General features: G+C 69.7%; 8 protein-coding genes. 1 reads left to right on the top strand and 7 read right to left on the bottom strand.

The features are described 5' to 3' along the window. Positions 1-77 precede the first annotated feature (77 nt). The 3 genes from DA075_RS32260 to DA075_RS32250 all read right to left on the bottom strand — a co-directional run bounded on the left by DA075_RS32260 (position 78) and on the right by DA075_RS32250 (position 5068). Entirely contained in the window at positions 78-1076 is a 999-nt protein-coding gene (locus tag DA075_RS32260) for a transporter family protein (RefSeq protein ID WP_099957577.1), read from the bottom strand. Positions 1077-1424: 348 nt separating this feature from the next. Then, positions 1425-4421 carry an excinuclease ABC subunit UvrA gene (gene uvrA, locus DA075_RS32255; protein WP_099957204.1) on the bottom strand — a complete coding sequence of 999 codons (2997 nt, stop codon included), beginning with the start codon at positions 4419-4421 and terminating at the stop codon, positions 1425-1427. Positions 4422-4603: 182 nt separating this feature from the next. Further along, positions 4604-5068 carry an Lrp/AsnC family transcriptional regulator gene (locus DA075_RS32250; RefSeq protein ID WP_099957203.1) on the bottom strand — a complete coding sequence of 155 codons (465 nt, stop codon included), beginning with the start codon at positions 5066-5068 and terminating at the stop codon, positions 4604-4606. Between the two features lie 167 nt (positions 5069-5235). Here DA075_RS32250 and DA075_RS32245 point away from each other — a divergent pair, with 167 nt between their 5' ends. After that, positions 5236-6246 carry a 1-aminocyclopropane-1-carboxylate deaminase gene (locus DA075_RS32245; RefSeq protein ID WP_099957576.1) on the top strand — a complete coding sequence of 337 codons (1011 nt, stop codon included), beginning with the start codon at positions 5236-5238 and terminating at the stop codon, positions 6244-6246. Between the two features lie 294 nt (positions 6247-6540). Here DA075_RS32245 and dps read toward each other — a convergent pair whose 3' ends face one another. The 4 genes from dps to DA075_RS32225 all read right to left on the bottom strand — a co-directional run bounded on the left by dps (position 6541) and on the right by DA075_RS32225 (position 11122). Further along, the gene (gene dps / locus DA075_RS32240) at positions 6541-7095 is read right to left on the bottom strand and encodes a DNA starvation/stationary phase protection protein Dps (RefSeq protein ID WP_099957202.1); all 555 of its coding nucleotides are present in this window, start codon (positions 7093-7095) and stop codon (positions 6541-6543) included. 198 nt (positions 7096-7293) lie between these two features. Beyond that, complete coding sequence (locus tag DA075_RS32235) at positions 7294-8172, bottom strand: SDR family oxidoreductase (protein WP_099957201.1); 879 nt, start codon at positions 8170-8172, stop codon at positions 7294-7296. Beyond that, entirely contained in the window at positions 8169-9722 is a 1554-nt protein-coding gene (locus DA075_RS32230; RefSeq protein WP_099957200.1) for a GMC family oxidoreductase, read from the bottom strand. Before DA075_RS32230 ends, DA075_RS32235 begins: the two co-directional genes overlap by 4 nt. Beyond that, complete coding sequence (locus DA075_RS32225) at positions 9719-11122, bottom strand: alpha/beta hydrolase (protein WP_099957199.1); 1404 nt, start codon at positions 11120-11122, stop codon at positions 9719-9721. The genes DA075_RS32230 and DA075_RS32225 overlap by 4 nt, the downstream gene beginning before the upstream one ends. Positions 11123-11418 lie beyond the last annotated feature (296 nt).

The raw sequence follows: 11418 nt of genomic DNA, 5'->3' as shown, positions 1-11418 counted from the left end.
CGGAGCCGGGCGGGAGAGGAGGGGTCTCTTGGTGGATCTCCGGTGAAAGCTCTCCTGGGTCTCTCCGGCGTCGCGGCTCAGTACTTGCGCACGAGGGGAACCGGCTCCGGCTCGGCGACCACCGCGACGGTGTAGAGCGGGGCGATGACGCGGAACCAGCCCTCGGTCGAGTAGGCCTCCCGGTTGGTCGGCAGTCCGGTGACCGGCGAGATCTGGCGGGCCGACGTGGCGACGTCTCGGGCGACCCAGGCCTGGACCGAGAACTTGCCGAAATCGTAGCCGACGAGGCCGCCGAGGGCGAAGCGGCCGCCGCCGCCGCCCGAGACCGTGCCGCAGGTGGCGAAGTTGCCGGCGCAGGGCGTGCCGAGGGGCAGGGGGCCGCGATTCGGCAGGTTGGTGGTGCCGTAGCCGATGGCGCCGATCTCGAACTTGCCGAACTTCTTGGTCGCCGTCAGGTCCAGGTTGAGGGCGTCGGTCGGGTACTGGCTGCCGTAGAAGCCCGGGATGCCGTTGCGGCCGCCGAACCGGGCCGGCACGTCGTAGAAATTGTAGGTCAGGTTGGCGGTGATGTTCCAGCCGTCGCCCGTATAGCTGATGCCGAAGCCCTGCCGGTAGGTGTTCGAGGCCAGGATCGGCAAGCCGCCGCCGCGGCCGCCATTCAGCTCGTTCAGGTAGACGCCGGCCAGGTAGCTGACGCCGACATTGTTGCCGAGGTCCCAGGCGAAGATGCCGCCGAGAAAGGTGCCGACATTGATGCTGGTGTCGCGGCCGCCGGCAGCGCGGGAGAAGGTGAAGACGGTCGGCGGGGCGATCACCGCCTCAAAGCGCGCGCCCAGGACCTTCCAGGGCGTCGACCAGACCAGGACCGGGACGTTGACCGCGGTGTCGGTCGAGGTCGCGTTCGGTCCGTCGGGGCTGCGAAAGGTGAAGGTGTCGATCGCGTAGACGCCTTCGGGCAGCGGCGCGCCGATGGCAAGGCCGACCTGCTCGCCCGGCACCGTCGTGCTTTGCGCGAAAGCCGCCGTCGCGGTCAGCGACAGGGCAGCCGCCCCCGCGGCCAGCCAATACTTGACCATGAGCATTCCTTCCCAAATCCTTATCGGACTCGACGCGCGCATGATGCAGCACCGACACCGCACGCACTCGATGCGTGCTTGATTCGGTGGGCTCTTCGGCGTCGACCGTGCAGCAGTCTGAACGCCCATATTGTTCCAACAGCGACGCTCGGAATGCCAGCATTTTGCTCGGTGGCGACGCAAGCTACGCTGACGCGTTGCGCAAATGACGCATTTTTGTCATGCGGGCGCAGTTTTGTACTTTAGTGGTACAATGTTGGAAGCGGGGCGGAAAGACCGAATTGCTGCACCGCACAGGGGCTTGAAGCGCCTATGCGGTCCCAATTCGCGGGCGTTTTCGCGCGAATCCTATTCGGCGGCCTGCTTGCTGGAGGCCGACTTGCGGGTCCGGGGCGCCTTCGAGGCGGTCTTCGCGGCGGGCGGGACGGCGGGCCGACGGGCCAGGACCTCGCGCAGGAAGCGGCCGGTATGGCTGCCTTCGGACGCCGCGATGTCCTCCGGCGTCCCCTGCGCCACGATGGTGCCGCCGCCGTCGCCGCCCTCGGGGCCCATGTCGATCACCCAGTCGGCGGTCTTGATGACCTCCAGGTTGTGCTCGATCACCACGACGCTGTTGCCCTGGTCGACCAGCTCGTGCAGCACCTCCATCAGCTTGGCGACGTCGTGGAAGTGCAGCCCGGTGGTCGGCTCGTCGAGGATGTAGAGGGTGCGGCCGGTGGCGCGCTTCGACAGCTCCTTGGACAGCTTCACCCGTTGCGCCTCGCCCCCCGACAGGGTGGTGGCCTGCTGGCCGACCCGGACGTAGCCGAGGCCGACCCGGGCCAGGGTCTCAAGCTTCTCGCGGATCGCCGGCACCGCCTTGAACAGGTCGGCGGCCTCCTCCACCGTCATGTCGAGCACGTCGGCGATCGAGCGCTCGCGGTACTTCACCTCCAGGGTCTCGCGGTCGTAGCGCTTGCCCTTGCAGACGTCGCAGGTCACGTAGACGTCCGGCAGGAAGTGCATCTCGATCTTGATGACGCCGTCTCCCGAGCAGGCCTCGCAGCGCCCGCCCTTGACGTTGAACGAGAACCGGCCCGGCTGGTAGCCGCGCGCCTTGGCCTCGGGCAGGCCGGCGAACCAGTCGCGGATCGGCGTGAAGGCGCCGATATAGGTGGCGGGGTTCGAGCGCGGGGTCCGGCCGATCGGCGACTGGTCGATGTCGATGACCTTGTCGAGATGCTCCAGCCCCTCGATCCGGTCGTGGGGCGCGGGATGCTCCAGCGCCCCGTTGAGCTTGCGCGCCACCGCCTTGTAGAGCGTGTCGACCACGAGGGTCGACTTGCCTCCGCCCGAGACGCCGGTGATGCACGTGAAGGTGCCGAGCGGGATCTCCGCGGTCACGTCCTTCAGGTTGTTGCCGCGGGCACCGACGAGGCGCAGCATCTGAGGCTCGGGCGCCTCGACCTTGGCGGCCGGGTTGCGCTTCGCCTTGCGCCGGCTCTTCGGCACCCGCACCGAGAGGGCGCCGGTGAGGTACTTCGCGGTCAGCGAGTTCGGATCGGCCAGCAGCTCGGGCGGCGTGCCTTGCGCCACGATCTGCCCGCCATGGATGCCGGCGCCGGGCCCGACATCGACGACGTAGTCGGCCTGCAGGATCGCGTCCTCGTCGTGCTCGACGACGATCACCGAGTTGCCGAGGTCGCGCAGGCGCTTGAGCGTGCCGAGCAGGCGCTCGTTGTCGCGCTGGTGCAGGCCGATCGAGGGCTCGTCGAGGACATACAGGACGCCGGTCAGGCCCGAGCCGATCTGCGAGGCGAGGCGGATGCGCTGGCTCTCGCCGCCCGAGAGCGAGCCGGAGCCGCGGGCGAGCGTGAGGTATTCCAGCCCGACATCGACCAGGAAGGTCAGCCGGTCGCGGATCTCCTTGAGGATGCGGGCCGCGATCTCGTTGTGCTTCGCGCTCAGCTGCCCGGGCAGCTCGCCGAACCAGCGATGCGCGTCGCGCACCGAGAGCACCGTGGCGTCACCGATGTCGAAGCCGGCGATCTTCACCGCCAGCGCCTCGGGCTTCAGCCGCTTGCCCTTGCAGGCCGAGCATGGCGTCTCGGCCATGAACCGGCCGATATCCTCCCGCGCCGCGTCGCTGTCGGTCTCCTTGTAGCGTCGCTCCAGGTTCGGGATCACGCCCTCGAACGGCTTCGAGACCTCGTAGGCGCGCAGCCCGTCATTGTAGGCGAAGCGGACCTCGTCGCCGTCCGAGCCGTAGAGCACCACCTGGCGGGCGGCCTCGGTGAGCTTGGCCCAGGGCGTGTCGGTGCGGAAGCGGTAGTGCCTCGCCAGGGCTTCCAGGGTCTGCCCGTAATAGGGCGAGGTCGATTTCGCCCAGGGCGCGACGGCGCCGCGCGACAGGCTCAGGGCCTCGTCGGCGATGACCAGCGTCGGGTCGATCCGCATCTCGTGGCCGATGCCGCCGCAGGTCGGGCAGGCGCCGAAGGGATTGTTGAAGGAGAACAGCCGCGGCTCGATCTCCGGGATCGTGAAGCCGGAGACCGGGCAGGCGAAGCGCGACGAGAAGGTGATCGGCTCGGGGGAAGGCCCGTCCTCGGGCATATCGGCAAAGGCCACGAGAGCGATGCCGTCGGCGAGCTCCAGGGCGGTCTCGAACGAATCGGCCAGCCGCGAGGCCATGTCGGCCCGCACCACGATCCGGTCGACCACCACGTCGATGTCGTGCTTGAGCTTCTTGTCGAGCTTCGGCACGTCGTCGATGGCGTAGTACTCGCCGTCGATGCGCAGGCGCTGGAAGCCCTTCTTCTGGAAGTCGGCGATCTCCTTGCGGTACTCGCCCTTACGGCCGCGCACCACGGGCGCCAGCAGGTAGAGCCGGGTCTTCTCGGGGAGCGCCAGCACCCGGTCGACCATCTGGCTGACGGTCTGGCTCTCGATCGGCAGGCCGGTCGCCGGCGAGTACGGGATGCCGACCCGCGCCCACAGGAGGCGCATGTAGTCGTAGATCTCCGTGACGGTGCCGACCGTCGAGCGCGGGTTCTTCGACGTCGTCTTCTGCTCGATCGAGATCGCCGGCGACAGCCCGTCGATCTGGTCGACGTCGGGCTTGGCCATCATCTCGAGGAACTGGCGGGCATAGGCCGAGAGCGACTCGACGTAGCGGCGCTGCCCCTCGGCATAGATGGTGTCGAAGGCGAGCGACGACTTGCCGGAGCCGGACAGCCCGGTGAACACCACGAGCTTGTCGCGGGGGATCGTCAGGTCGACGTTCTTCAGGTTGTGCTCGCGGGCGCCCCGCACCGCGATCACGCGGCCCTCCGCGGAACGGTCGAAGAGCTTGTCGAGAGAGGCCATGCAGAGGGGCTCCGGGCCGGGGACGACACGGCCAGGCTTGATGGGACCGGGATCGACCGGGAGCCCGTGACGTTTGGGGAGCCCATCGACCGTGATGGTGACCAGATGGGGCGCAGGGGCGCCCGAGCCAAGTCTGACCCCAGGACTAGAACAAACTGCGTACAGCGGCAACCGCCGCGTTCTCACAAGCTCAAGGGCGCGTTGTCGATCACCTCCTTCATGACGAAGAAGGTCCGGGTCTGGCGCACCCCGGGCAGGGCGATCAGGATCTCGCTGTGCATCCGGTTGAAGTCGGCCATGTCGGAGACGCGGATCTTGAGGAAGTAGTCGAAGTCGCCGGCGACGAGGTGGCAATCGAGCAGGGTCGGCATGGCGAGGGCCGCAGCCTCGAAGGCGGAGAAGCTCTCCGGCGTCGAGCGGTCGAGCACCACGCCGACGAGGACCAGCGAGCCGCGCCCGACCTTCTCCGGCGCCACCACGGCGCGCACCCCGCGAAAGTACCCTTCGTCGAACAGGCGCTGGGTGCGACGGTGGCAGGTCGCCGGGCTGGTGTTGACGCGCTTGGCGAGCTCGGCGTTGCCGATCCGGCCATCCTCTTGCAGGAGCCGGAGAATTTTCACGTCGATGCGGTCGAGCCCGGTAGCCATGAGAGGTCCTTCCATCCGGCAGCCCGGAATTGGACGGATCTAGCACATGGATGGCCGATCCGGCCGTGCCGGCCATCGAAGATCGCGCAAGTTCGAGAGCACCTTCCGTCGAAGTCCTGCTAGGTTGAGCCCGGCTTCCATATAGGACCCCGGCGATGATCCCTTCGATGCTGTCGCAGTTCGAGCGCTATCCCCTGACCTTCGGCCCGACCCCGATCGAGCACCTGCCGCGCCTGACCGCCCATCTCGGCGGCGACGTGCAGATCTATGCCAAGCGCGACGATTGCAACTCGGGGCTCGCCTATGGCGGCAACAAGCTGCGCAAGCTCGAATACATCGTGCCGGACGCGATCGCCTCGGGCGCCGACACCCTGGTGTCGATCGGCGGCGTGCAGTCGAACCACACCCGCATGGTGGCGGCGGTGGCGGCCAAGATCGGCATGAAGTGCCGGGTGATCCAGGAAGCCTGGGTGCCGCACGAGGACGCGGTCTACGACCGGGTCGGCAACATCATGCTGACGCGGATCATGGGCGCCGAGTCGCAGCTCGTCGACGAGGGCTTCGACATCGGCATCCGCGACAGCTGGAAGCAGGCGATCGAGGACGTGAAGGCCAAGGGCGGCAAGCCCTACGCGATCCCCGCCGGCGCCTCGGTGCACAAGTTCGGCGGCCTGGGCTATGTCGGCTTCGCCGAGGAGGTGCGCCGGCAGGAGGCCGAGATGGGCCTCCACTTCGACTACATCGTGGTCTGCACCGTCACCGGCTCGACCCATGCGGGCATGGTGGTCGGCTTCAAGCCCGACGGCCGCGCCCGCAACGTCATCGGCATCGACGCCTCCTGCACGCCCGCCCAGACCCGGGCGCAGGTGCTCGAGATCGCCCGGAACACCTCCGCCCTCGTGGGTGCCGGCGAGATCACCGAGGACGACGTGGTCATCAAGGAGGACTACGCCTACCCGGTTTACGGCGTGCCCTCGAAGGAGACGGTCGAGGCGATCCGCCTCGCGGCCCGGCTCGAGGCGATGATCACCGACCCGGTCTACGAGGGGAAGTCGATGCAGGGCATGATCGACCTCGTCCAGAAGGGCTTCTTCCCGAAGGGGTCGAAGGTGCTCTACGCGCATCTCGGGGGCGCGCCAGCCCTCAACGGCTACAGCTACACCTTCCGCAACGGCTGAGCCGGGACGGCGAAAAGAAATGGCGCGGGTTCCCCTCCTCTCCCTGCCGGCGGGGAGAGGGGAAACCCGCGCCAATCTTTTTCCCGGACAGTCCTGCGCCCGCGGGGCGCGGCAGGTCCGGTCTTCTCCCGTCCCGAAGAGACAAGGCCACGGCCCGATCGTGGCGCGATCGGGCCGTGCTCGATTGTCCGAGTGTGCCGCATCGTCTTCGACGAACCGCGATCCGCCGCATCGACGATGCGCCGCGACCGAAGCCGGCTCAGGCGCCGGCCCCACTCACCGAATAGGTCGCCCTCAGCGCGCGCCCTTGCCGTCGCCGTCGCGCATCGTGCCGGTCGGCTCCTGCACGTGGGCCTCGAGGAACCACAGCTGCTTGTCGACGGCGCGGGAGACCTCGGTGAACAGGTCGGCGGTGCCGGGGTCGCCGGCCTCGTCGGTCTGGTCGATGTTCTCGCGCACGGCGTTGGCGTAGGCGGCGTAGCGATCGATCAGGGCCGAGAGATGATCGGCGATGGCGTAGATGTCGGTCGGGTAGGGCGACAGCTTCGAGGTCTTGGAGACCACCGTGGCGGTGCCGAGGGCCGTGGCGCCGAGCTGCACGGCGCGCTCTGCCACCTTGTCGTTGAGGTCGTCGATCTCGGTGCGGAACCCGTCGAGCATCTCGTGGATGCCGATGAATTGCGGGCCCTTCAGGTTCCAGTGCGCCTGCTTGATGTTGAGCGCGAGGTCGATGCCGTCGGCGAGGCGGGCGTTCAGGGTCTCGATCGAGACGCGCTTGGCGTTCGAGTCGGTGTTGTTGCGGGTGCGGTGCTGGCGCGGCTGGCCGGCCTTGCCCTGGGAATCCGTCATGTCGGTTACTCCGTGGATTTCCCGCAACAACGGGACCGGCGGGCGGCCGTTCCGAGGCTGCGGAGGGGTTTTCGGATCCATCCCCGGTCTTCGCGCCGGGGTGGTGGGACGGGCCCGTACCGGGCCTGTCCGATGACGAAGGAGCTAGGGCGGGGGTACTGGGGCTGACACCCCGCCGGTCGACATCCTGCCCGTCCGTCAGAGCATCGGCTGGCCGCCAGTGACCGGCACCAGCGCGCCGGTCATGTAGCTGCCTTCCCGCGAGGCCAGCAGCACGTAGGCGGGGGCCAGCTCCGCCGGCTGGCCGGCCCGTCCAAGCGGAGTATCGGCGCCCAGTTTCTCGATCTGCTCAGGCGACTTCACGATCGGCTGGATCGGCGTCCAGACCGGGCCGGGCGCGACGCAATTGACCCGGATGCCCTTCGGCGCCAGCAGGTTCGACAGGCCGACCGTGAGCGTGCTGATCGCCCCCTTGGTGGCGGCGTAGACCAGCATGCTGGCATCCGCGACCTTGGCCTGCTGGCTCGTCGAGTTCACGATCGCCGAGCCCGGCCGCATATGCGGCACGGCTTCCTGCGCCAGGTAGATCATCGCGAAGACGTTGGCGCGGAACGAGCCCTCGACATCGTGGGCGGTGACGTCGTCGAGGCCCTCGTTCACCACCTGCGCGGCAGCGTTGTTGACCAGCACGTCGATGCGGCCGAACTCCGCCACCGTCTTCGCCACCACCGCCCGGCAATGCGCCTCGTCGCGCAGGTCGCCCGGGATCAGGAGGCAGCGCCGGCCCGCCTTCTCGACCCAGGCCTTGGTCGCCTGCGCGTCGACCTCCTCGGAGTCGAGGTAGGAGATCGCCAGGTCCGCCCCCTCGCGGGCATAGGCGATGGCGACCGCGCGGCCGATGCCCGAATCGCCCCCGGTGACGATCGCGACCTTGTCGGTGAGCAGGCCCTTGCCGACGTAACTCTCCTCGCCGTGGTCGGGGGGAGGGTCCATCGGCCCGGTGAGGCCGGGGCGCGGCTGCTGCTGCGCGCCGGGGAAGGGCGGCCGGGGTCCGGCCTCGCGGGGATCGTCGTTCATCGAGTGCCCTTCAGGAACGCGCCGGCGGTGCGCAGGGACAACGCCATGATGGTCAGGGCCGGATTCGCCGCGAGCGAACTCGGGAAGACCGACCCGTCGCAGATCCACAGGTTCTCGACCTCGTGGCTCCGCCCGACGGCATCGACCACGGAGTCGTCGGGGTTCCGTCCCATCCGGCAGGTGCCCAGCGTGTGGGCGACGCGCTCCAGCACCCAGATGTCGCTGGCGCCCGCCGCCTCCCAGATCGCGCGCATCACCTTCGTGGCGTGGGCGTTGAGGCTGTGCTCGTTCGGGCCGTAGCCGAAGCTGATACGGGCCTTGCGCATCCCGAGCGCGTCGGTCTCGTCCGACAGCGTCAGGACGTTCGCGTCGCAGGGCAGCGTCTCGCCGTTGATGCCGATGCCGGCGACACGGATGTACTGCCTGAGGTAATCGGTGAGCGCCGTCCCCCACAGGCCGCGGCCGCGGGCGACGGAGTTGGCCCAGGTCAACGGCTCGACGCCGAGGCTCTGCACCAGGTAGCCGCCGGCGAAGCCGGCCCCCTTCGGCCGGGTGTAATCCTCGGTGATGAGCGAGGACGGGTAGCCGCGGTTCATGCCGACCTCGTCCGCGAAGGTGCCCCAGACCTGGGTGGCGACGTGGCCGATATAGTTGCGGCCGACCTGGCCGCTGCGCGTGGCGAGGTCGAGATGGAGCAGGAGCCGCGGCGTCTCGACGGCGCCGGCGCACAGGATCAGGTTGGCGCAACGCTGGCGATGGTCACGGCCCCCGCTGCGATAGATCACCGCCGTGATCCGCCCGGCCCTGTCGCGCTCGACCCCGTGCATCCGGGCCTCAGGCCGGATCTCGGCGCCCTTCGCCACCGCGAGGGGCAGGTAGGTCACGTCCATGCTGGCCTTGGCGCGGGTGCGGCAGCCCTGGTGGCAATAGCCGCAATGGATGCAGGCCTTGCGCTCCGGCACATCGGCTCCAGGCGTGAAGTCGCGCGAGACGACCGCGGCCGGCGCGTCGGTGGCGGTGATGCCGAGCCGGTCGCAGGCCGAGGCCATCAGCTGGGCCGGGCCGTTGCGGAGCACCGGCGGCAGCGGGAAGCGCCGGGCCTCGTCCCACGGATAGGGCGTCGGGCCGGACGTGCCGATGAAGGCCTCGACGCGGTCGTAGAACGGCACCAGCTCGGCGTGGTCGATCGGCCAGTCGCAGCCCTCGCCGGTCTCGGTGTTCAGGCGGAAGTCGCGCGGATCGGCCCGGGGCACGAAGGCGCCCCAATGCAGGGTCGATCCGCCGATCCCGGTGCCGCTGTTGTTGGCGCCGAAGGCTTCCGGGGTCGAGCCGCCGCTCAGGCGCTCCTCGGTCCAGTAGATCTCGTCGGCGAGCGTCTCGTCGAAGCCGTACCCGGCCGGGTCGAAGTTCGGCCCGGCTTCGAGGGCGACGACTCTGAGGCCCGCGGCCGCAAGCTCGGCGAGGAGCGGCGCGCCGCCCGCCCCGGTCCCGACCACCACGACGTCGACGACCTCGTCGTGGCCGTAGCGGCTTTGCCCCGCGAGGTTCATCGAACGTCTCCAACGGTGTCGAGGACCGGGGCTTCCCAGGATTCGCGTTCGTTCAGGCCGGTCAGCCGGTAGCCCGGGAGGGCGTCGGCATCGTCGCCCCCGGCTCCGATCCCCGTGAAGCCGATCGCCGCGAGGCCGGCGGGATGGGCGAGCCAGGTCCGCACCGCCTCGCCGCGCAGCTCCTCGAACCAGCAGGTCATCAGTTCGGAGGCGAGGCCGTCAGGGATTGCCGGCAGGCGCCCGGCGGCGGCGCAGTCGAGGAGCGCGTCCCGGCTCGCGCCGTCGAGGGCGGCGAAGGCGCTCCCGTGCGCCGCGCGGGCGGCGGCATCGAGACTCCGCAGGGCGCGGGAATAGGCCTCCGCGTCCGGCGGCAGGGAGGCGTAGCGCCAGCCGTCGCCGGTGCCGCTGGCGAGCCGCGCGTCGATGCGGCGGGCGAGGTCGATCCGGCCCGGACCGTCCTGCGGCAGCACCCGGTCGAGGCAGGCTTCGAGCGTCGCGCGCTCCTCCGCGTCCAAGCAGAACGGCCCGTCCGGCTCGCGCATCCGCTCGCGGAGCGTCGCGCGCAGGCGGGAATTGACCCGGTCCGAGCCCATCAGCGCCGCGAAGGCCGGCGTCAGGGTCGGGGCTTCGGTGGTCGCCGGCGGGGCCGAGAGGAAATCGCGGATCAGCGCGGCAAGGGCGTCGGGCCGCTCCAGCGGCAGCAGGTGACCGGCGCCGAGCATCACCTCGTGGCGGTGGCGGGCGAGGTGGGGCAGGGTCAGCGCCGCCTGCGCCTCGGGCCCGAGATCGCCGTCCTCCGCCCCGCTCACCACCAAAGCCGGCGTGGAGAGGGTTCCGATGCGCGCGCGCCAATCCTCGTTGGCGCCGCCGGTGAGCCAGGCCTTCCAGGCTTGCGGGTTCGCCCGCAGCACGTCCTCGACCGTCCGGGCGTGGTCCTCCGGCGCCAGGGGCGCACCGACATTCGCCGCCACGAAGGCTTCGGCCTCGCGGCGGCGGGTCGCCGGATCGGCGTCGATCCAGGCGATCATCGCCTGCCGGCGCTCCTCCGCCATCGGCTCGGGCGAAGGCGTCGAGCCGGCCAGCAGCACGAGGCCGGCGAGGCCGGCAAGCGCGGGATCGCCGTCCTCGTGGCGTCGCGCCAGCGCCAGGGCGACCTTCGCCCCCATGCTGTTGCCGGCGATCAGCCAGGGCCCGGGCGGAGCCTCGGTCCGGATGCGGGCCGCGACGTGGTCGGCCATGGCGGCGACGTCGCCGCCCGGCCGGTGGGCTTCGTCGCCGAAGCCCGGCAGGTCGATGGCGACGCATCGCACGGTGGGGCCGAGACGCGCGGCGAGGGGGCGCCACGTGCGGGCGCTGCCTCCGAGGACGTGCAGGCAGAAGAGGACGGGTTCGTCAATCATGCCGGCGAGATCGCGCGGCCCTGCCTTGCGTCAACGGCGCGGCGCCCGCGGCGCCTTGCAGCACCCTCGCATGATGTGTCGAGCCCTTGACGAAACAGGCCGGCCGGCGCGCGGCCATTCCGACAGTCTCGATGCGATCACGGCGGCCGCGAGGGCCTGCCTCGACAGACCATCATCAATCCACAAGGGTGAAACTATACGTCCCCGACGTCCCGTCGATCGGCTGGCGCCTTCAGCATTCAACCGGCTGTCGGCAAATTTTACCTATGTTAAATTCCTCAAAGTCCAAAGTTCGA

This window comes from Methylobacterium currus, assembly GCF_003058325.1.
Taxonomy (GTDB): domain Bacteria; phylum Pseudomonadota; class Alphaproteobacteria; order Rhizobiales; family Beijerinckiaceae; genus Methylobacterium; species Methylobacterium currus.
The sequence above is the reverse complement of the archived record's forward strand: the minus strand, read 5'-3'. Positions and strand labels throughout refer to the sequence as shown.

Excerpts from the sequence above, each read along its gene's own strand:
- DA075_RS32260 (WP_099957577.1), bottom strand. The coding sequence starts at position 1,076 with ATGGTCAAGTATTGGCTGGCCGCGGGGGCGGCTGCCCTGTCGCTGACC.
- uvrA (WP_099957204.1), bottom strand. The coding sequence starts at position 4,421 with ATGGCCTCTCTCGACAAGCTCTTCGACCGTTCCGCGGAGGGCCGCGTG.
- DA075_RS32250 (WP_099957203.1), bottom strand. The coding sequence starts at position 5,068 with ATGGCTACCGGGCTCGACCGCATCGACGTGAAAATTCTCCGGCTCCTG.
- DA075_RS32245 (WP_099957576.1), top strand. The coding sequence starts at position 5,236 with ATGCTGTCGCAGTTCGAGCGCTATCCCCTGACCTTCGGCCCGACCCCG.
- dps (WP_099957202.1), bottom strand. The coding sequence starts at position 7,095 with ATGACGGATTCCCAGGGCAAGGCCGGCCAGCCGCGCCAGCACCGCACC.
- DA075_RS32235 (WP_099957201.1), bottom strand. The coding sequence starts at position 8,172 with ATGAACGACGATCCCCGCGAGGCCGGACCCCGGCCGCCCTTCCCCGGC.
- DA075_RS32230 (WP_099957200.1), bottom strand. The coding sequence starts at position 9,722 with ATGAACCTCGCGGGGCAAAGCCGCTACGGCCACGACGAGGTCGTCGAC.
- DA075_RS32225 (WP_099957199.1), bottom strand. The coding sequence starts at position 11,122 with ATGATTGACGAACCCGTCCTCTTCTGCCTGCACGTCCTCGGAGGCAGC.